The sequence below is a fragment of the Achromobacter sp. FW305-C-13 genome (genome assembly GCF_058783475.1).
The window spans coordinates 317,607-336,822 of the sequence record NZ_JBYSYN010000003.1 but is presented as its reverse complement, the minus strand read 5'-3'; the positions used below and the strand labels follow the sequence as shown (position 1 = coordinate 336,822).

18 protein-coding genes are annotated in these 19,216 nt (G+C 65.4%); 11 read left to right on the top strand and 7 right to left on the bottom strand.

The features are described 5' to 3' along the window. Nucleotides 1–51 precede the first annotated feature (51 nt). Nucleotides 52–249, bottom strand: coding sequence for a hypothetical protein (locus AC3WMU_RS20510; protein ID WP_006223594.1), 198 nt, complete (start codon nt 247–249; stop codon nt 52–54). Nucleotides 250–439: 190 nt separating this feature from the next. Between AC3WMU_RS20510 and AC3WMU_RS20505 the strand changes: the two genes are divergently transcribed. Together AC3WMU_RS20505 and AC3WMU_RS20500 are read left to right on the top strand one after the other, a co-directional pair. Further along, nucleotides 440–937, top strand: a complete 498-nt coding sequence (locus tag AC3WMU_RS20505; protein WP_006223593.1) for an ASCH domain-containing protein — start codon at nt 440–442, stop codon at nt 935–937. Between the two features lie 290 nt (nt 938–1,227). After that, entirely contained in the window at nt 1,228–1,563 is a 336-nt protein-coding gene (locus AC3WMU_RS20500) for a hypothetical protein (protein WP_006223592.1), read from the top strand. A gap of 257 nt (nt 1,564–1,820) precedes the next feature. On the opposite strand, the gene AC3WMU_RS20495 is transcribed toward AC3WMU_RS20500, so the two are convergent. From AC3WMU_RS20495 to AC3WMU_RS20480, 4 genes are all read right to left on the bottom strand, one after another. Then, nucleotides 1,821–2,069, bottom strand: a complete 249-nt coding sequence (locus tag AC3WMU_RS20495; protein ID WP_081534068.1) for a hypothetical protein — start codon at nt 2,067–2,069, stop codon at nt 1,821–1,823. A 229-nt stretch (nt 2,070–2,298) separates the two neighbouring features. Continuing rightward, nucleotides 2,299–3,645 carry a serine--tRNA ligase gene (gene serS, locus AC3WMU_RS20490; protein WP_454676231.1) on the bottom strand — a complete coding sequence of 449 codons (1,347 nt, stop codon included), beginning with the start codon at nt 3,643–3,645 and terminating at the stop codon, nt 2,299–2,301. A 42-nt stretch (nt 3,646–3,687) separates the two neighbouring features. Beyond that, complete coding sequence (locus tag AC3WMU_RS20485) at nt 3,688–5,028, bottom strand: replication-associated recombination protein A (protein ID WP_315132983.1); 1,341 nt, start codon at nt 5,026–5,028, stop codon at nt 3,688–3,690. Nucleotides 5,029–5,118: 90 nt separating this feature from the next. Beyond that, complete coding sequence (locus tag AC3WMU_RS20480) at nt 5,119–5,910, bottom strand: deaminated glutathione amidase (protein WP_088587797.1); 792 nt, start codon at nt 5,908–5,910, stop codon at nt 5,119–5,121. Between the two features lie 175 nt (nt 5,911–6,085). Here AC3WMU_RS20480 and AC3WMU_RS20475 point away from each other — a divergent pair, with 175 nt between their 5' ends. The 9 genes from AC3WMU_RS20475 (at nt 6,086) to AC3WMU_RS20435 (ending at nt 15,991) form a co-directional block, all read left to right on the top strand. Beyond that, complete coding sequence (locus AC3WMU_RS20475; RefSeq protein ID WP_492282884.1) at nt 6,086–7,354, top strand: amino acid deaminase; 1,269 nt, start codon at nt 6,086–6,088, stop codon at nt 7,352–7,354. Nucleotides 7,355–7,467: 113 nt separating this feature from the next. Then, nucleotides 7,468–9,027: an ABC transporter substrate-binding protein gene (locus AC3WMU_RS20470; RefSeq protein WP_006223587.1), complete on the top strand. Its 1,560-nt coding sequence runs from the start codon at nt 7,468–7,470 to the stop codon at nt 9,025–9,027. Nucleotides 9,028–9,269: 242 nt separating this feature from the next. Then, complete coding sequence (locus AC3WMU_RS20465; RefSeq protein ID WP_006223586.1) at nt 9,270–10,211, top strand: ABC transporter permease; 942 nt, start codon at nt 9,270–9,272, stop codon at nt 10,209–10,211. 64 nt (nt 10,212–10,275) lie between these two features. After that, nucleotides 10,276–11,145: an ABC transporter permease gene (locus tag AC3WMU_RS20460; protein ID WP_006223585.1), complete on the top strand. Its 870-nt coding sequence runs from the start codon at nt 10,276–10,278 to the stop codon at nt 11,143–11,145. Nucleotides 11,146–11,147: 2 nt separating this feature from the next. Further along, nucleotides 11,148–12,155 (top strand): ABC transporter ATP-binding protein, encoded by a 1,008-nt coding sequence (locus tag AC3WMU_RS20455; protein WP_424625427.1) that lies wholly within the window; start codon nt 11,148–11,150, stop codon nt 12,153–12,155. Next, nucleotides 12,152–13,150 carry an ABC transporter ATP-binding protein gene (locus AC3WMU_RS20450; RefSeq protein ID WP_006223583.1) on the top strand — a complete coding sequence of 333 codons (999 nt, stop codon included), beginning with the start codon at nt 12,152–12,154 and terminating at the stop codon, nt 13,148–13,150. The genes AC3WMU_RS20455 and AC3WMU_RS20450 overlap by 4 nt, the downstream gene beginning before the upstream one ends. A 36-nt stretch (nt 13,151–13,186) precedes the next feature. Then, nucleotides 13,187–14,059 (top strand): MurR/RpiR family transcriptional regulator, encoded by an 873-nt coding sequence (locus AC3WMU_RS20445; protein WP_006223582.1) that lies wholly within the window; start codon nt 13,187–13,189, stop codon nt 14,057–14,059. Between the two features lie 14 nt (nt 14,060–14,073). Continuing rightward, a complete protein-coding gene (locus AC3WMU_RS20440; RefSeq protein ID WP_006223581.1) occupies nt 14,074–15,567 on the top strand; it encodes an N-acyl-D-amino-acid deacylase family protein in 1,494 nt (497 codons plus the stop codon). Nucleotides 15,568–15,577: 10 nt separating this feature from the next. Further along, the gene (locus AC3WMU_RS20435; RefSeq protein ID WP_006223580.1) at nt 15,578–15,991 is read left to right on the top strand and encodes a RidA family protein; all 414 of its coding nucleotides are present in this window, start codon (nt 15,578–15,580) and stop codon (nt 15,989–15,991) included. Nucleotides 15,992–16,196: 205 nt separating this feature from the next. On the opposite strand, the gene lolA is transcribed toward AC3WMU_RS20435, so the two are convergent. Together lolA and AC3WMU_RS20425 are read right to left on the bottom strand one after the other, a co-directional pair. Next, a complete protein-coding gene (lolA, locus tag AC3WMU_RS20430; protein WP_006223579.1) occupies nt 16,197–16,820 on the bottom strand; it encodes an outer membrane lipoprotein chaperone LolA in 624 nt (207 codons plus the stop codon). Beyond that, a complete protein-coding gene (locus tag AC3WMU_RS20425) occupies nt 16,820–19,204 on the bottom strand; it encodes a DNA translocase FtsK (RefSeq protein WP_085946895.1) in 2,385 nt (794 codons plus the stop codon). Before AC3WMU_RS20425 ends, lolA begins: the two co-directional genes overlap by 1 nt. Between the last annotated feature and the right edge of the window lie 12 nt (nt 19,205–19,216).

The window sequence follows — 19,216 nt, the reverse complement described above, 5'->3', positions numbered from 1 at the left end:
ACAAGCGCAGGCGGCCGGCCCCAGCGGCCGGCTACGCAACCCCCTTGGGCATCAACCTTGCGGCGGTTCGATCCAGAAGAAGCGCTCACCTTGGCGAACCATGTCGGCCACGCCTTCGGCGCCGATGCGGTAGTCCGTACCCATCAGCGACGCGCCGCCGTCTTCATGGATGTGGATGACGGCCAGCGGGTCGTTGGCCATGGTGTACCAGTAGTAGCCAGGCTTGAGGTCATGCAGGTCTGTAGTCATGCCTTGAGTATACAAATAACGACGGCGGTACAAAAAGACAACACTAATACAAACCGTGCCTGACATCATGAACTCGACACGTCATACTGCCTCCACCTAGATAAAAATAGCTGGTGCACTGGTCACACATCGATTTCGACGCGCGGGCGGAAACGCGCGGGACGTTAATCGAGAGGAGAATAGCGAGCGCATGAAAAGGCAGTCACTTCAATTCAGCGAACCGCTTAAGCAAGCCGTCTTGAACGGTTCTAAAGTGCAGAGCCGCCGCATTTTGAAGCCGCAGCCGACTAAACCCACCACGGTCTGGTATGCGGACGCGGAGGATTCCGGCAGATGGGTCGCCATGGGCCCCAGCCGCGATAACCCGGCGGAGCTGCGCAAGACATCCAGCTGGGTCAGATGCCCCTATGGGAAATCCGGCGAGAGCATCATATTGACGGATGAAGCGGGCCAGCCGTTCGCGACCGCCGTGATCGTGGGCGTACGCATACAGCGTTTACAGAACCTGACGGAAGCCGACGCACGCGCCGAAGGCACGCAAGCCCTTTATGAATCATCAGCGTTGCTGCCGGGCGTGCCTCTGCAAACGGCGTTTGCGCTGACGTGGTGCGAGCGCTACGGCTCCCACGCCTGGGCCGCGAATCCGTGGGTCTGGGTGGTGGAATTTCGCCGTCAGCAGGCGGAATAAGGGCCGCGCCCGTCATAGGGCGGCCCCGCCGCCCTTCCAGGATGGTGACGGCGTGTAACGCACCCGTTTAACTTCATCCCATTCCAGCTGATTTCAATCGATTTCAAGTGCGGGTTTACCAGAGCGGACGCACCACGCCGCAGTGCAGCACGCTGCCGGTTCCAGGCAACAGAGCGGTTGCGGATTGTCGCTATTGAGGGAGGCCCGCTTACCAAAAGCGAGCGGGAAAGACCGAAAATAGGGCCGTCGAATACTCAACTTTGCTGTGTCATGCAGCAGGCAGGTGCAACATGAAAAAATGGCTTATCGCAGGTGCCGGTGCCGCAGGTCTGCTGATCTCCAGCGTCGCATTGGCCCGTGTGGATGTGGGCATTTCCATCGGCGTACCCGGGGTGGTCTATCCGGCGCCGGTCTATGTCGCGCCCGCACCGGTCTACGTGGCCCCGCCGCCGCCCGTCTACTACCGCCCGGCCCCCGTGTACGTGGCGCCCCCGGTGGTCTACCCCGCTCCGGTCTATTACCGCGGCGGCCCCTACTGGCGCGGCGGCCCGCCCCCGCGCTACTACGGTCCGGGCCCGGGTTATTACCGCGGACACGGGCACGGCCACGGCGATTGGCGCCGTTAAATGGCAAAGGCCACTCGATGAGTGGCCTTTTTTTTTGCCCGCGACGCGTGAGACGCGTGGAGGGCGGCACTGCTTTTTCCTTGGGGACAATGTCCGGTGCCCCGTTGGAACGGTATCAAGCTGCGGGAGCCGGTACCGGTTTGCCAGCCATGGCGGCCGGCTTTTGCAATGCCGCGTTGGCCTTATTGGCCTCCTGCGGCGATTCCTGAACAAGATCGATCCATCTACGGGGCGCACTCGACGCCCGCCACCAACCATTATGCGGACGCATGAGCAAACTCCGGTTCACCGTTAAAACGCACACCATTGATTTCTTGGAACAATTGACGGCTTTCCTGTTCTGCTTCGTGCAAGTCAGAGAACGGCGCCTGTCCCGGCACGGTCCAGCATTTTTCCGGTGCGGTACCGCCAACCCGGCGGGTCCATATCTGCACGCGGTAGCCCTGTTCGTCTTCATGAGCGACAGAGCATCTCACACGAAAATCTCCAATCATTCTTGAAGTCATGGACAACTCCTTGTTTTATATGTGAATGAAGCGTGTAGAACGCGGGTGTATTGTGCCGCAACTATCCGGCCCTTTTATTGAAAATACACAATTGCTCACATCAAAATCAAGCACACACGCGCTCACGATAATGAGCAAAAGCGACAGGAATATGTCGCATGATAAAAAAAAACGGAGCCCGCAGGCTCCGTCTTTTTATCCTCCAAATGGAGGATAGGCGCATGGCGCCTCAGGGTTTCAGCACCGAAATGCCGCCCATATAAGGCTGCAGCGCTTCCGGAATCAGCACGCTGCCATCGGCTTGTTGGTGATTTTCCAACACGGCAACCAATGCACGGCCGACCGCCAGGCCGGAACCGTTCAAGGTATGCACGAATTCCGGTTTACCTTGGGCATTGCGGAAACGCGCCTGCATGCGGCGGGCCTGGAAGGTCTCGCAGTTGGACACCGACGAAATCTCGCGCCAGGTGTTTTGCGCCGGCAGCCACACTTCCAGGTCATAGGTCTTGGCCGAACCAAAGCCCATGTCGCCCGTGCACAACAGCACCACGCGGTACGGCAGGCCCAGCAACTGCAGCACGCGCTCGGCGTGGCCGACCATGTCTTCCAGTGCCTCGTAGGAGTGGTCGGGTTGCGTGATCTGCACCATTTCGACCTTGTCGAACTGGTGTTGACGGATCATGCCGCGGGTGTCGCGGCCGCCGCTGCCGGCTTCCGAGCGGAAGCAAGGCGTGTGGGCGGTCAGCTTCAGCGGCAGGTCGGCGGCGGCCTGGATCGTGTCGCGCGCAACGCTGGTCAGCGTGATTTCGGAGGTGGAGATCAGGTATTGGTCTTCACGCACGTACGGGTTGCCGGCCGCGTCCACCTTGGGATCGTCGTCGCCACCGCCCTTGGACACGGCAAACATGTCGTCCTTGAACTTCGGCAACTGGCCCGTTCCGTACAGGGTCGAGGCGTTGACGATGTAGGGCGTGTAGCACTCGGTATAGCCGTGCGTGCCCGTTTGCAGGTCCAGCATGAACTGGGACAGCGCACGGTGCAGACGGGCGATCGGGCCGCGCATGAACGAGAAGCGCGCGCCCGACAGCTTGGCCGCCATGTCGAAATCCAGGCCCAGCGGTTCGCCGATGGCGACGTGGTCGCGCGCTTCGAACGCCAGGGCCGGCGGGTTGCCGTCAGCGCCGGCGGCGCCAGGCAGCCAGCGGCGGACCTCGACGTTGTCGTCGGCGGATTCGCCCAGCGGCACACTGGCGTGGGGCAGGTTCGGCACCGACATCAGCAGGTCGTTGAGCGGAGCCTGCAGCGCGGCCAGCTCTTCTTCCAGCTGCTTCAAGCGGACCGGCACGGCCTGCGATTCGGCCATGACGGCGCTGGCGTCTTCGCCCTTCGCCTTCAACTGACCGATCTGCTTGGCCAGCGCGTTGCGGCGGGCTTGCAGGGACTCGGTTTCGGTCTGGACGGCCTTGCGGCGAGACTCCAGATCGTTGAACCGTTCCGTGTCGAAGGACACGCCACGGCTCTTGAGGCGGTCTACGACGGTTTGCAGGTCTTTGCGCAGCAGTATCGGGTCTAGCATGGTGATGTCAGTGAGGTGGCGGAAAGCAACGGGCGCGGCCCGTTACCGGTTCTTGGCGCGTTCCTGTGCGTCCAACTCGCGCAGGAATGCCAACTTCTGCTGGATTTTAGCCTCCAGCCCCCGATCGGTCGGCCGATAGAAGGAAGGCTTCAGCCCATCAGGGAAATATTGTTCGCCCGCGGCGTAGCCGTGCGGCTCGTCGTGGGCATAGCGGTACGCCTTGCCGTGGCCCAGTTGCTTCATCAGCTTGGTGGGCGCATTGCGCAGGTGGATGGGCACCGGCGCGCTGCCGTGCTCGGCGGCAAACTGGCGGGCTTGATTGTAGGCGTTGTAGACGGCGTTCGATTTGGCCGCACAGGCCATGTAGACCACCGCTTGCGCCAGCGCCAGTTCGCCTTCGGGCGAACCCAGGCGTTCATAGATGTCGGCGCCGTTGACCGCCAGGTCGGTGGCGCGAGGGTCGGCCAGGCCGATGTCCTCGACCGCCATGCGCACCAGCCGGCGCGACAGGTATTTGGGATCGGCGCCGCCATCGATCATGCGGCAGAACCAGTACAGCGCGGCGTCGGGGTTGGAGCCGCGCACCGATTTATGCAGCGCGCTGATCTGGTCGTAGAAGGCGTCGCCGCCCTTGTCGAAGCGCCGCAGGTTCTGCGACAGCGAAATCTCCAGCCAGGCGGCGTCCACCGAATCCCGGCCCGCCGACTGCGCGGATTCGGCCACGACTTCCACCGCGCTGATCAGGCGGCGCGCGTCGCCATCGGCCCAGGCCGCCAGTTGCTCGCGCGCGTCGGCCTCCACCCGGATGGCCTCGCCCTCTTCCAGGCCGTCGTTCAGCGCGTCGACCGCGCGGTCGACCAGTTGCTGCAGTTCTTCGGGGGAGAGCGACTGCAGTACGTACACCCGCGCCCGCGACAGCAAGGCCGAGTTGACCTCGAACGAGGGGTTTTCGGTGGTGGCGCCGATGAAGGTGAAGAGCCCGCTCTCCACATAGGGCAGGAACGCGTCCTGTTGCGCCTTGTTGAAGCGGTGCACTTCGTCGACGAAGAGGATGGTGCGGCGGCCCTGGCCTTGCGCCACCTGCGCCACCGTCACGGCTTCGCGGATGTCCTTGACGCCACCCAGCACGGCCGAAATGGCGATGAACTGGGCGTCGAAGCCGTCGGCCATCAGGCGCGCCAGCGTGGTCTTGCCCACCCCTGGCGGCCCCCAGAAGATCATGGAATGCGGACGGCCGGATTCGAAAGCGACGCGCAGGGGCTTGTCCGGGCCCAGCAGGTGCGACTGCCCGACCACGTCGGACAAGGTGCGCGGGCGCAGGCGTTCGGCCAGGGGCACATAGGGCCGATGCGCTGGATCGGCCGCGAAGAGATCGTTGCTCATTGGCAGCAGATGAGGGAAGACAGCAAGAAGTTCAAGTCGGTATTACACCATGCCCGCCGCCCGCGCCCGGCCCAGCGGGCAGCGCGGCGTTCAGGACAATTCCGGCGGCGCGAAACGGCGGTTGGCCAGCACCGGCAGCACGCGGCGGGCATGCGCCAGGCGCTCGGGGTCGATGTCGGCGAACACCAGCGCCGGCGCCTCGCCCGCACGCGCCGTCACGACGCCCAGCGGATCCACCACCATGCTGCAGCCGATATTGCGTTCGCCGCATTCGCCAGTGGCCGCCACATAGCAGGTGTTCTCCAGAGCGCGCGCCGTGACCAGGACTTCCCAGTGCATTTCCTTGAGCGGACCGCGCACCCAGGCGGCCGGCAGCACCAGCAGATCGGCCCCGTCCAGCGCCAGGCGGCGCGCCATTTCGGGAAAGCGCACGTCATAGCAGGTCATCAGCCCCACGCGCAGGCCGGCGATTTCCAGCAAGGGCGGGATCTCGGTGCCGGGGGTGACGTTGGTGGACTCCTTCATGTTGAAGGCGTCGTACAGATGCAGCTTGCGGTACTGCGAGACGATCTCGCCGTCGCGCAGCGTAATGAGCGTATTCCAGACCCGGCCTTCGCCCGTCGGGATGTGCACGCACATCATCGTCGACAGGGACGAGCCGCGGCTGGCCTCGCGCAGGCGCGTCATGAAGGGCCCGTCCAGTGGCTGCGCGGCCTTCAGCACGATCTGCGGATCGGTGATGTCGCGGGCCAGGATGCCCTCGGGCAGCACCAGCACGTCGGCGCCGCCCTCGCGGGCGCGCTCCATCAGGTCGACGCAGACCTGGGCGTTCTCTTCCCAGACGCGGCTGACGGCGAACTGGCCCAAAGCGACTTTCAGCATGACTCTTTCCTTGAGGGATCCGTTTTTCGGGCAATTTCCCGAGGTTTCCTATTGTCGCGCCAACCGGCGCTGGGCGCCGACTACGGGAAACTCCTAGCTCCCGCTTGTAAATTTCTTTCACGATAATGAAAAAAACCGGATTTGACGTAAATATTTTCCATAGATGGCGCCCACCATGACGAACTCTTCCTCCCCCGCAGCCCTGTTGGACGTGAACGGCAAAGGCCTGGGCGCGTTTCCCGACTCCTGTACTACCGCCGACGTGGCGGCCCTGAACTGGAACCTGCTGGACGAAGACATCAGCCTGCCGGTGGCGGTGCTGTACGAAGCCCGTGTCCGCCACAACCTGCAGTGGATGCAGCAGTTCATGGAGGCCTACCACGTCAAGCTGGCCCCGCATGGCAAGACCACGATGAGCCCGGCGCTCTTCAAGCGCCAGATCGACAACGGCGCCTGGGGCATCACGCTGGCGACCGCGCCGCAGGTGCTGGCCGCGTATCAACATGGCATCCGCCGGGTACTGATGGCCAACCAGCTGGTTGGCCGCGCCAACATGGCCATCATCGCCCGCCTGCTGCAGGATCCGGCCTTTACCTATTTCTGCATTGTGGATTCCCCCGCCAATGCCGCCCAGCTGGGCAAGTTCTTCGGCGAACAGGGCCTGACCCTGCCCGTGCTGATCGAACTGGGCCCGACCGGCGGGCGCACGGGCGTGCGCGACGACGCGCAGCTGCAAGCGGTGGTCGAGGAAATCGGCCGCTGGCCCGGCCTGGCGCTGGCGGGCATCGAAGTCTATGAAGGCGTGCTGCAGGAAGAAGGCGCCATCCGCGCCTTCCTGCGCCGCGCCACCGACGCCCTGCGCGGCCTGGCCACCGCCGGCCGCCTGCGCAAGAGCGGCCCCGCACTGATTTCCGGCGCCGGTTCGGCCTGGTTCGACGTGGTGGCCGAAGAATTCTCGCAGCTGGATATCGGCACGCCGCTGGAAGTGGTACTGCGCCCCGGCTGCTATCTGTCGCACGACGTGGGCGTCTACCGCTCGGCTGCTGAACGCATCAACGCTCACAACCCGGTGGCCAGGAAAATGGAACCGGGCCTGCTGCCGGCCTTGCAGGTCTGGGCCTATGTGCAATCGCTGCCCGAACCCGGCCGCGCCATCATCGCGCTGGGCAAGCGTGACGCCGCGTTTGACGCCGGCCTGCCCACGCCCGCCCTGCACTTCCGTCCCGGCCAGGATGCGCCCGCCGTCGCGTCCCAGACGTGGAAGCTGACCGCCATGATGGACCAGCACGCTTTCATGCAGATCGGCGAAGGCGACGACATCCAGGTCGGCGACATGATCGCCTTCGATATTTCCCACCCCTGCCTGACGTTCGACAAGTGGCGCCAGGTGCTGCTGGTGGACGAGCAGTACCGCGTCACCGACGTGGCCGAAACCTTCTTCTGAACGCCCCCTGCCTGCCGCACCGCGCCAGGCCCGAGGGGGCTGAAAGACCTGGGATCCCGGCGCTTACCCGATACCACGCGACAACCTGTTTTTGACCCTCTGGAGAGAGAATCATGAACTTCCGTACCTCCCGGCGAGGCGGTGGGCTGACCAGCCTGCTCGCGGCCGGCGCAATTGGCTTGACCGCATTGTCGTCCCCCGCCCTCTGTGCCGCGCCGGTCAAGGGAGGCACGATATCCGTCGCCACCATCGGTGAGCCGCCCACGCTGGACCCGATGACCAGCACCGCCGACCTGGTGGGCATCCTGACGCAGCATTTCTTCGAAACGCTCTACACCTTCGACGCCAAGTGGAACCTGACCCCGCTGCTGGCCGACAAGATGCCGGAGGTTTCCGCGGACGGCCTGATCTACACGATCCCGCTGCGCCAGGGCATCACGTTCCATGACGGATCCAAGATGGATTCGTCTGACGTGCTGGCCTCCTTGAAGCGCTGGACCGAAACCGCCACGCGCGGCAAGGGCGCCGCCAAGGTAATCAGCAGCATCGAAGCGCCGGACGCCAACACCATCCGCATCACGCTGAAAGAACCGTATGCGCCGCTGACCGCACTGCTGGCCATGAACAATGCCGCGGCCGTCATCATGCCCAAGGGCAAGATCGCGCCGGTGCTGACCGAAATCGTTGGCACGGGCCCCTATCAGTTGAAGGCCCGCGTGCCGGACCAGTACATCCAGCTGGTGCGCTTCGAAGGCTACAAACAGCGCGAAGGCGAGCCCGACGGCTACGGCGGCGCGCGCAAGCAATACCTGGACGAAATCCGCTTTGTGCCGGTCAGCAATGCCAATACCCGTTCGGAAGCCGCCGCCGCCGGCCAGTTCGACTATGTCGACTCGCTGCCCGTGGAAGCGCTGGACAAGCTCAAGGGCGGGCGTTCGGACCCGGTGATGCTCAAGCCCTTCGGCTGGCCGCGCCTGGTGCTCAATACCAAGCAAGGCATCATGTCCAACCTGGCCGTGCGCCAGGCGGTGCAGCTGGCGCTGAACGAAGAAGACATGCTGTTCGCCGCCTTCGGCAACAAGGAGTTCTACAAGCTGAACGGCGACCTGTATCCGGAAGGCTACCCGTGGGCCACCTCGCTGGGCGGCAAGGTCTACAACAAGGCGGACTCCGCGGCCGCCAAGAAGCTGCTGGACAGCGCCAATGTGGCTGACAAGAAGATCCGCATCCTGACCAGCCAGCAGTACGAGTTCCATTACAAGATGGCGCTGGTGGCCGCGGAATACCTGAAGGCCGCCGGCTTCACGGTGGACATGCAGGTCGTTGACTGGGCCACCTTGACGCAACGCCGCCAGGACCCGGCCGTGTGGGACATCTTCATCACCCACAGCGTGTTCCTGCCGGAACCCGCGCTGATCGACTTCCCGTCCAAGGACGCACCGGGCTGGTGGGACACGCCGCGCCGCGCGCAGGTGATGGACGCCTTCAACCAGGCGCGCACGCAGGAAGAGCGCATCAAGCGCTGGGCCGACGTGCAGCAGGCCGTGTATGACGAGATCCCCTTCGTGAAGGTCGGTGACTTCAACGCCCAGGCCGCGCGCTCGCCGTCGCTGCAAGGCACCAAGCCCGCCCCGTGGCCGTTCTTCTGGAACGCCTGGAAGGCCCCGAAGTGACGGCACGTGGCTCGTAGGATGGGTGCAGCGCGCGAGTTCTTAACGAAGAACTCGATTGCCCAGCGCGCGTAACCCATCGAACGGCGGTTGCGTTGTGGCTGAAGTTGCCAAGAAATCACCGCTGCTTGATGGGTTACGCGCGCTCGACGGCAATGTTCTTGCCCAAGCACTCTCGCGCTCCACCCATCCTACGCCCCCCGCACCGTCTCCCTGCACCGAATGACGCTTTTTAGGACATCATCGTGTTGCGTTATCTCTTAAACCGGCTGGTCGGGCTGGTGGCCGTGATGTTCATCGTCGCGACCATCGTGTTCGTCATCATCCGCGTCACGCCTGGCGACCCCGCCGCGGTGATGCTGGGTCCGCAAGCCAGCCAGCAGGACATCGCCGCGCTGCGCACGCAGCTGGGGCTGGACCAGCCCATGGCGATCCAGTACCTGTCGTGGCTGGGCAAGTTGGCGCAGGGCGACCTGGGCCAATCCATCTTCATGAACAAGCCCGTGCTGTCGGCGCTGGCCGACCGCGCGGAACCGACGATCCTGCTGACGCTGATGTCGCTCTTGATCGCCAGCGCCATCGCGCTGCCGGTGGGGATCCTGTCCGCCGTCAAACGCGGCACCACGCTGGATCAGTCGGTGCTGTCGTTCTCGATGTTCACCTCCAGCGTGCCGAGCTTCTGGCTGGGCCTGCTGCTGATGCAGATTTTCTCGGTGAAGCTGGGCTGGCTGCCCGTGTCTGGCTATGGCGGCCCCGATGCATCGCTGGCCACGCGCCTGTCGCACCTGATCCTGCCCGCCGTGGTGCTGGGCCTGGTGAATTCCGCGCTGATCACCCGCTTCATCCGCGCCAGCATGCTGGACGTGCTGCGCGACGACTACGTGCGCACGGCGCGGGCCAAGGGCCTGCCGGAAAGCAAGGTCATCCTGAAGCATGCCGTGCGCAACGCGCTGATCCCGATCCTGACGGTGTTGGGCCTGACGACGGCCCTTCTGATCAGCGGCGCGGTCGTGACGGAAACGGTGTTCGGCCTGCCCGGCGTGGGCAGCCTGGTGGTGTCGGCGGTATTGCGCCGCGACTACCCCGTCATCCAGGGCGCGCTGCTGGTCATCGCGGCCATCTACGTGCTGATCAACCTCCTTATCGACCTGCTGTACCTGGTGGTCGATCCTCGGGTCCGTTACTGATGATGCGTCTTACCCCCGAAGCGCCCGCAGCGCTTACCGATGCACCGCAAGTGGAGCAACTGACATGACAACCGGGACTACCGTGAATTCCGGAACCGACCGCTGGCAGGTGCTGCGCCTGCTGGTGTCGCGCAAGACGGTCCTGATCAGCCTGATCGTGATCATCGTGCTGGTGGCCGCCGCGCTGCTGGCGCCGTGGGTCAGCCCCTACGATCCGTTCAAGCTGTCCATCATGAACCGGCTGAAGGCGCCGGGCGCCGCGCACTGGTTCGGCACCGACGACTTCGGACGCGACGTGTTCAGCCGCGTCATCTATGGCGGCCGGCTGTCGCTGATGGTGGGCTTTTCCGTCGTGATCGTGTCCAGCGTGCTGGGCATCGCGCTGGGCCTTGTCGCCGGCTTCTTCCGTTCTGCCGACAAGTTCGTCTCGCGCCTGATCGACGCCATGATGGCGTTTCCCGACATCTTGCTGGCCATCTCGCTGGTGGCCGCGCTGGGGCCGTCGTTGATCAACGTGGTGATCGCGCTGGGCATCGTCTACACGCCGCGCCTGGCCCGCATCGTGCGCGCCTCGACGCTCGTGATCCGTGAACTGCCTTTCGTGGAAGCGGCGCGCGCGCTAGGTGTGCCGACCTGGCGCATCGTCACCGTGCACGTGCTGCGCAACCTGGTGTCGCCCATCCTGGTGCAGGGCACGTTCATCTTCGCCTACGCGATCCTGGCCGAAGCCGGCCTGTCGTTCCTGGGCGTGGGCGTATCGCCCGACATCCCCACCTGGGGCACCATGATCAACGCCGGCCAGCAATACATGGGCTCGGCCGACTGGATCATGATCTTCCCCGGCATCGCCATTGTCCTGTCCGTGCTGTCGCTGCAACTGGTCGGCGACGGCCTGCGCGACGTACTCGACCCGCGCCTGCGCAAGGAGCTGTAATCATGACGGCAAGCACCCGAGACGTCGTGCTGTCCGTGGAAGGGCTGAAGACCTGGTTCCACAGCCGCGACGGCATCGCCAAGTCCGTGGACGGCGTCACCTTCGATCTGGCCCGCGGCGAAACGCTGGCCATCGTGGGCGAATCCGGTTCCGGCAAATCCGTGACCAGCCTGTCCATCATGGGCCTGTTGCCCAAACCGGCCGGTCGCATCGAAGGCGGCAAGATCCTGTACCGCGACCGCCAGGGTACGCAGCACGACCTGGCCCGCGCCACGCCCACCACCCTGCAGAAGATCCGCGGCGCCGAAATCGCCATGATCTTCCAGGAACCGATGACCAGCCTGAACCCGCTGTACACGGTGGGCGACCAGATCGCCGAAGCCGTACTGCAGCACGAAGGCGGCTCTTATGCCTCGGCGATCCGGCGCGCCCGCGACATGCTGGAACGCGTGGAGATCCCCGCCGCCGACCGCCGCGTCAACGAGTACCCGCACCAGATGTCGGGCGGCATGCGCCAACGCGTCATGATCGCGCTGGCGCTGGCCTGCAACCCGGCCGTGCTGATCGCCGACGAGCCCACCACCGCGCTGGACGTGACCGTGCAGGCCCAGATCCTGGACCTGCTGCGCAGGCTGCAGAAAGAGATGAACATGAGCATCCTGTTCATCACCCACAACCTGGGTGTGGTGGCCGAGATCGCGCATCGCGTGGCCGTCATGTACGCCGGGCGCGTGGTGGAAGACGCGGGCGTCTACGACCTGTTCGAAAAGCCCACGCACCCCTACACCCGCGGCCTCCTGTCCTGCCTGCCCACCGCCGCCCTGCTGGCTTCGGGCGAACGCCTGCGCGCCATCCCCGGCAACGTTCCCAGCGTGCTGTCGCTGCCGGCGGGCTGCACGTTCGCGCCGCGCTGCGAACTGGCTGCTGACGACTGCCGCGCCGCCGTGCCCGAACTGATCGCCGTGCAACCCGAACACCGCGCGCGCTGCATCAAGGTGAAACCGATATGACGAGCCCCCAAGTGAGCGTGCGCGCCGAAGATCCGCTGGTCCGCATTGAAGACCTGAAAGTCCACTTCCCGACCTCGCAGGCGCGCAACGCCCCCGTCGTCCGGGCCGTGGACGGCGTAAGCTTCGATGTGCCCAGAAACACCATCGTGGGCCTGGTCGGCGAATCCGGGTCGGGCAAGACCACTACCGGCCGCGCGCTGCTGCGCCTGTTCGCGCCAACCGCCGGCCGCATCCTGTTCGACGGGCAGGACATCACCACGCTGAATGAAAAGCAGATGCTGCCGTGGCGGCGCCGCATGCAGATCGTGTTCCAGGACCCGTACGCCAGCCTCAACCCCCGCATGACGGTGGCCGAGATCCTGGGCGAGGCGCTGGACACGCACCGGCTGGCGCAGCACCGCCGCTCGGCCCGCATCGGCGAACTGCTGGAGCGCGTGGGCCTGAACGCCGACCACAGCCGCCGTTACCCGCACGAGTTCTCGGGCGGCCAGCGCCAACGCATCGGCATCGCCCGCGCGCTGGCGGTGGAGCCCGACTTCATCGTGGCGGACGAACCCGTGTCGGCGCTGGACGTGTCGGTGCAGGCGCAGGTGCTGAACCTGCTGCAGGACCTGCAGCGCGACCTGGGCCTGACCATGCTGTTCGTCGCCCACGACCTGGCGGTGGTGGACTACCTGTGCGACGAGGTCGTCGTGATGTACCTGGGCCGCGTCATGGAGCGCGGCCCGACCAGCGAGGTCTACGCCCGCCCGCGCCACCCCTATACCCGCGCGCTGCTGTCCGCGGCGCCCGTGCCGGATCCGCGCGCGCCGCGTTCGCGTATTCTGCTCAAAGGCGATATCCCCAGCCCGGTCAATCCGCCATCCGGCTGCGTGTTCCGCACGCGCTGCCCGCATGCCATCGACGCCTGCGCCACGATCGACGCGCAGGCCGTCAGCGTGGGCCCCGGCCACTTCGTGGCCTGTTCGCGCATCGACGACCCCGAGCTGGCCTAGCCTTTGCCCCGCCCCGATCTGATCCAGGAACCCCACATGAACATCATCCGCGACATCGTCTTCCAGATACGCAGTCGGCGGGACGCATTGAGCGTGACTGAACGCAAGGTCGCCGACGCCATCCTGGACGACATCATGTGGGGCGCCAGCGCCACGGTCGACCAGTTGGCGACGAAGGCGGGCGTCAGCATCGCCACCATCTCGCGCTTTGCGCGCACGGTGGGCTGCGAAGACACCCGCGACCTGAAGATGAAGCTGGCGCAGGCCAGCACGGTAGGCAGCCGCTTCCTGGATCCCAGCGCGCCCGCCGAGGAAAGCACCTTCTACGCCCGCATCTACGCCGACATCGAAAGCACGCTGCGCGCGCATCTGCCTACCTTCACCGAACAGCTGTTCGAGCAGGCCTCATCCATCGTCGACGGCGCACGCATGATCTACGTGTTCGGCATGGGCGGCGCCTCCGCCGTGCTGGCGCAGGAAGTGCAGTCGCGCCTGGTGCGCCTGGGCTACCCCATCGCCGTCTACAGCGACGCGGTGCTGCTGCGCATGGTAGCCGCCACCCTGGACGAGCGCGATGCGGTGCTGATCCTGTCGGCCTCCGGCCTGACGCCCGAAATCGTCGGCGCCGCCCGCATCGTCAAGCAATACCGCGCCCGCATCGTCGCCATCACGGACGCCACCTCTGAACTGGCCAAGCTGGCCGACGTGGTGCTGCCGATCCGCACGGACGAAACCGACTTCATCTACAAACCCTCGGCATCGCGCTACGCGATGATGCTGGCCATCGACCTGCTGTCGACCGAACTGGCCATGCTGAACCAAGAGGAAAACCGCGAACGCCTGCGCCGCATCAAGCTGGCGCTGGACGAGCACCGCGGCGGCCCGAACCGTTTGCCGCTGGGCGATTGAACCTGGAACCCAAGATGTACGACACCCTCATTGGCAACGTCCGCGTCCTGGACGGTACCGGCGGCCCCGAAATCCGCGCCAGCGTGGCGCTGGCCGATGGCCGCATCGCCGCCATCGGCGCCCTGCCCGGCGCGCAAGCCCGCCACATCATCGACGGCACGGACCTGGCGCTGGCCCCCGGCTTCATCGACGTGCACACGCATGACGACACCAACGTCATCCGGACGCCGGGCATGCTGCCCAAGCTGTCCCAGGGCGTGACGACCGTGGTGGTGGGCAATTGCGGCATCAGCGCCTCGCCCGTGTCGCTGCGCGCCGAGCCCCCGGATCCGATGAACCTGCTGGGCGGCCGCGAAGACTTCAACTACCCCACCTTCGCCGACTACACCCGCGCCATCGAAGCCGCGCAACCGGCGGTGAACGTAGCCGCGCTGGTGGGCCACACCGCCCTGCGCAGCAACCACATGGACCGCCTGGACCGCGCCGCCACGCAGGACGAAGTGCTGGCGATGCGCGAGCAACTGCGCGATGCGCTGGCGCACGGGGCGATCGGGTTGAGCACGGGCCTGGCCTATGCGTCCGCCTTCGAGGCCGACACGGCCGAGGTCAAGCTGCTGGCTGAAGCGCTGGATGAATTCGGCGCGCTTTACACCACGCACCTGCGTTCCGAGTTCGCAGCCATTCTTGAGGCCATGCAGGAAGCGTTCGACATCGCCCAGCACGCCCGCGTGCCTGTGGTGGTATCGCACCTGAAATGCGCCGGCGCCGGTAATTGGGGCCGCACGAAGGAAGTGCTGTTCAAGCTGGAGAACGCAGGGCGCCTGCAACACGTGGGCTGCGACTGTTATCCGTATTCGGCCAGCTCGTCCACGTTGGACTTGAAGCAGGTCACCGATGAGTTCGACATCGACATCACCTGGTCCGTGCCGCATCCCGAGCAAGCCCGCCGCAAACTGGCCGCCATCGCGGCCGACTGGGGCGTGACGCTGCGAGAGGCCGCGCAACGCCTGCAACCGGCCGGCGCCGTCTATCACAACATGCATGAGGACGACGTGCGCCGCGTGCTGTCGCACCCGCTGACGATGGTGGGGTCGGACGGACTGCCCAACGACCCGATGCCACATCCGCGCCTGTGGGGTGCCTTCCCGCGCGTGCTGGGCCATTACAGCCGCGACGTCGGGCTGTTCCCGCTGATCCAGGCCGTGCACAAGATGACCGGCTTGTCCGCCGCCCGCTTCGGCCTGGCCGATCGCGGCCTGGTGCGCGAGGGCTATCACGCCGATCTGGTGCTGTTCAATCCGGACACTGTCATCGACCGCGCCACCTTCGCCGCGCCGGTACAGACCGCGGCCGGCATCGAAGCCGTCTGGGTCAACGGCACCCTGTCGTACCACCAGGGGCAGCCCACGGGCGACCGCGCCGGCCGCTGGCTGCCGCGCAACGGCGACCTGCGCGCGAGCTTCGCGGCGGCGTCTTCCCTTTCTCCGGCCTCAACCTCATCCCAATAGGAGTCTCCCCATGAGCAATGCCCCCACGCTCGACAAGAATGGCATCACCCGCTACGGCGTCGCCGGCGGCACCGGACAGGGCGGTTCGCACATGCCGTTCGCCCGCGCCGTCGCCGCCGACGGCTGGCTGCACGTGTCCGGCCAGGTGCCGATGGAAAACGGCGAAGTGATCGAAGGCGGAACCGTGGCGCAGTGCCACAAGGCCATCCAGCAACTGCTGGCCATCCTGAAGGAAGCCGGCTACGGCCCGGAACACGTGGTGCGCTGCGGCGTCTGGCTGGACGACGCCCGCGACTTCCCGTCGTTCAACAAGGTCTTCAAGGAATACTTCGGCGAAAATCCGCCCGCACGCGCCTGCGTGCAGTCCAGCCTGATGGTGGACGCCAAGGTCGAGATTGATTGCGTGGCGTACAAGCGGCCTTGACGGGGGCGTTGCTACGTAGGATGGGTGGAGCGCGAGAGGACTGTGCGCAAAAACACCAGCCGCCCAGCGCGCGCAACCCATCAAGCAGCGGTTGCGTCGTGGCTAAATCAGATAAGAAGCGTGGCGCTGCTTGATGGGTTACGCGCGTTCGACAGCGGCGTTGTTGCCACCATTCCCTCGCGCTTCACCCATCCTACGGCCCTGCCTACATTTTTACGACGTCTACGCCCTTGGGCGCCGTGAATTGGAATTCCTTGGCGGACAGCGACGGATTGGCCGCGATTGCGGACAAGTCCACGCGTGTCGTCTGGCCGAAGGAATCCAGGAGTTCAACGCGCACCGGCAGGTTGTCCTTCATGCCGATGTCCACGCGCGAAAAACCGGCGTCGGCCGTGCGCGGCTTGGCGCGCAACCACTCCACGCCGTCCTTGGCCGGCAGCGCCGACACGTCGAACGATTGCTCAAGCGAACCGGAGCCGAACAGGATCGCGGCGGGCGAGGTGCCGATGGCGGCATCCACCTTGCGCTCGGTCACTTGCGCCAGATCAGGGTCGAACTGGAAGACCGTGCGGCCGTCCGAGATGACGAGCTGTTCGTACGGCTTCTGCACCGCCCATTTGAACTTGCCCGGGCGCTGGAACGAAAACACGCCGGTCTGCGCAGGCTGCGTGCGGCCCTGGTTGTTCACCGTGTACTGGGAGAACGAACCGGTGGCCGCCGTGACAGACGAGACGAAGGCCTTCAATTGCTCTTGCGCGCTGGCGGCAAACACCAGGGCAGGCGCCAGACTCAAGGCGGTGGCGATGGCCAGGCGGCGAAACGTCTTCATCATGCTTCCTCTCGGGCGGCGGCTGCGGCAGGGACCAGGATTTCCCGGTTGCCATTGGATTGCATCGCCGACACCATACCCGATTGCTCCATTTGCTCGAGTAACCGGGCCGCGCGGTTGTAACCAATGCGCAGGTGACGCTGCACCAGCGAGATCGAGGCGCGGCGGTGCTTGAGCACCACTTCGCAGGCCTGGTCGTACATCGGGTCGGATTCGGCGTCGCCGCCGATGCCGGTGACGCTGCTGGCGCCTTCACCATTGTCGCCCTCGACCCCGCCTTCCAGCAGGCCTTCGATGTAGTTCGGTTCGCCCTGCGCCTTCAGGCTTTCCACCACGCGATGCACTTCATCGTCGCTGCAGAACGCGCCGTGCACGCGCACCGGCAAGCCGGTGCCCGGCGGCATGTAGAGCATGTCGCCCTGGCCCAGCAGGGTTTCGGCGCCCATCTGGTCAAGAATGGTGCGCGAGTCGATCTTGGACGACACCTGGAACGCGATGCGCGTGGGGATGTTGGCCTTGATCAGGCCCGTGATGACGTCCACGCTGGGGCGCTGCGTGGCCAGGATCAGGTGGATGCCGGCGGCGCGCGCCTTCTGCGCCAGGCGGGCGATCAGTTCTTCGATCTTCTTGCCCACCACCATCATCAGGTCGGCCAGCTCGTCGATGACCACCACGATAGTGGGCAGCGGCGACAGCGGCTCGGGCTGGTCGGGCGTGAGCGAGAACGGGTTCGGAATGGGTTCTTCGCGCTTGATGGCGTCGCGGATCTTGGTGTTGTAGCCCGCCAGGTTGCGCACCCCCATCTTGCTCATGAGGCGGTAGCGCTTTTCCATTTCGCCCACGCACCAGTTCAGCGCGTTGGACGCCTGGCGCATGTCGGTCACGACGGGGGCCAGCAAGTGCGGGATGCCCTCGTAGACGCTCATTTCCAGCATCTTGGGGTCGATCAGGATCAGGCGGGTGTGGGACGCGTCGGCCTTGTACAGCAAGGACAGGATCATCGCGTTGATCCCCACCGACTTGCCCGAACCCGTCGTACCGGCCACCAGCAGGTGAGGCATCTTGGCCAGGTCGGCCACCACCGGGTTACCGGCGATGTCCTTGCCCAGCGCCATCGTCACCACCGAATGGCTGGCGTGATAGGTCTGCGAACCCAGGATTTCAGACAGGCGCACCATCTGGCGGCGCGGGTTGGGCAGTTCCAGGCCCATCAGATTCTTGCCCGGGATGGTTTCCACCACCCGGATGCTGACCAGGCTCAGCGCGCGCGCCAGGTCCTTGGCCAGGTTGACGATCTGGCTGCCCTTCACGCCGGTGGCCGGCTCGATTTCATAGCGCGTGATGACCGGGCCGGCCTGCGCCGCCACGACCGTGACGGACACGCCGAAGTCGGCCAGCTTCTTTTCGATAAGGCGCGAGGTGAATTCGATGGTCTCGGCCGACACCGTTTCCTGATTGGTCAACGGCGGGTCCAGCAGGCTGATGGCCGGCAGGTCGCCTTCGGCGCCGCCCGAAGGCGCGAAGAACAGCGACTGCTGCTTTTCCTTTTCGACGCGTTCGGACTTGGGCACGACGGTAATGGCGGGTTCGATGCGCACCGGCTGCTCGTGCACCAGCTTTTCCTGCTTGGCCTCGACCTGCTCGGTACGCACGGCCTTGGCCACCTGGCCAACCTTGCGGTCTTCGCGGGCGGCGTAGGAATTGCGGACGCGGCGGATCAGGCCTTCCATCCAGGAGCCCACGCGTTCGGCCACGGCCAGCCACGAGAACGAGAAGAACAGGCTCAGGCCGATGGCCAGCATGACCAGGAAGGCCAGCGTGCTGCCGGTAAAGCCGATGCTGCGGCTGATCAGGTCGGCCAGCGTATGGCCGATGACGCCGCCTGCGCCGCTGGCGGATTCAGAAGCGCCGGGCAGATGCGTGCCGCGGCTGGCCAGGCGCAGGGCTTCCATGCCCAGCGAGCCCAGCAGCAGCAGGAAGAAGCCGATGCCCTCTTCCCAGTGGACGCGCGGCAACACTTCCGGTTGTTTACTATTAGTTACCTTAAGCTGGCTGGCGAGTCGCCGGTAGCCCGCGCGCACCCGGTGCAGCAGCAGGACCACCCACCACCAGGCCGAAAAGCCGAAGAGATAGAGAAGGATGTCCGCCAGATAGGCGCCCAGCCGTCCCCCGTGGTTTCGCACGACGTCGCCGGGCACGGAGTGCGACCAGCCAGGGTCGGACGCGCTCCAGGTGGCCAGCACCAGGGTGAGCCAGGCCGCCAGGGCGGCAAATAGGATCCAGCGGGCTTCGCGCAGCAACGCGGAAATACGCGTTTGTAGCGGCGAAGGCCCGTTGCGGGTGTTGCGCGAGGCGCGCGGAGAAGCAGTCGAGATACGCGGCATGCGGCTCATTAT

Bases quoted from the DNA above. Each gene is read 5' to 3' on its own strand.
- AC3WMU_RS20505 (WP_006223593.1), top strand. From the start codon at position 440: ATGAAAAGGCAGTCACTTCAATTCAGCGAACCGCTTAAGCAAGCCGTC.
- AC3WMU_RS20435 (WP_006223580.1), top strand. From the start codon at position 15,578: ATGAGCAATGCCCCCACGCTCGACAAGAATGGCATCACCCGCTACGGC.
- AC3WMU_RS20495 (WP_081534068.1), bottom strand. From the start codon at position 2,069: ATGACTTCAAGAATGATTGGAGATTTTCGTGTGAGATGCTCTGTCGCT.
- AC3WMU_RS20475 (WP_492282884.1), top strand. From the start codon at position 6,086: ATGACGAACTCTTCCTCCCCCGCAGCCCTGTTGGACGTGAACGGCAAA.
- serS (WP_454676231.1), bottom strand. From the start codon at position 3,645: ATGCTAGACCCGATACTGCTGCGCAAAGACCTGCAAACCGTCGTAGAC.
- AC3WMU_RS20510 (WP_006223594.1), bottom strand. From the start codon at position 249: ATGACTACAGACCTGCATGACCTCAAGCCTGGCTACTACTGGTACACC.
- AC3WMU_RS20460 (WP_006223585.1), top strand. From the start codon at position 10,276: ATGACAACCGGGACTACCGTGAATTCCGGAACCGACCGCTGGCAGGTG.
- AC3WMU_RS20440 (WP_006223581.1), top strand. From the start codon at position 14,074: ATGTACGACACCCTCATTGGCAACGTCCGCGTCCTGGACGGTACCGGC.
- AC3WMU_RS20450 (WP_006223583.1), top strand. From the start codon at position 12,152: ATGACGAGCCCCCAAGTGAGCGTGCGCGCCGAAGATCCGCTGGTCCGC.
- AC3WMU_RS20425 (WP_085946895.1), bottom strand. From the start codon at position 19,204: ATGCCGCGTATCTCGACTGCTTCTCCGCGCGCCTCGCGCAACACCCGC.
- AC3WMU_RS20455 (WP_424625427.1), top strand. From the start codon at position 11,148: ATGACGGCAAGCACCCGAGACGTCGTGCTGTCCGTGGAAGGGCTGAAG.
- AC3WMU_RS20470 (WP_006223587.1), top strand. From the start codon at position 7,468: ATGAACTTCCGTACCTCCCGGCGAGGCGGTGGGCTGACCAGCCTGCTC.
- AC3WMU_RS20500 (WP_006223592.1), top strand. From the start codon at position 1,228: ATGAAAAAATGGCTTATCGCAGGTGCCGGTGCCGCAGGTCTGCTGATC.
- lolA (WP_006223579.1), bottom strand. From the start codon at position 16,820: ATGAAGACGTTTCGCCGCCTGGCCATCGCCACCGCCTTGAGTCTGGCG.
- AC3WMU_RS20480 (WP_088587797.1), bottom strand. From the start codon at position 5,910: ATGCTGAAAGTCGCTTTGGGCCAGTTCGCCGTCAGCCGCGTCTGGGAA.
- AC3WMU_RS20445 (WP_006223582.1), top strand. From the start codon at position 13,187: ATGAACATCATCCGCGACATCGTCTTCCAGATACGCAGTCGGCGGGAC.
- AC3WMU_RS20485 (WP_315132983.1), bottom strand. From the start codon at position 5,028: ATGAGCAACGATCTCTTCGCGGCCGATCCAGCGCATCGGCCCTATGTG.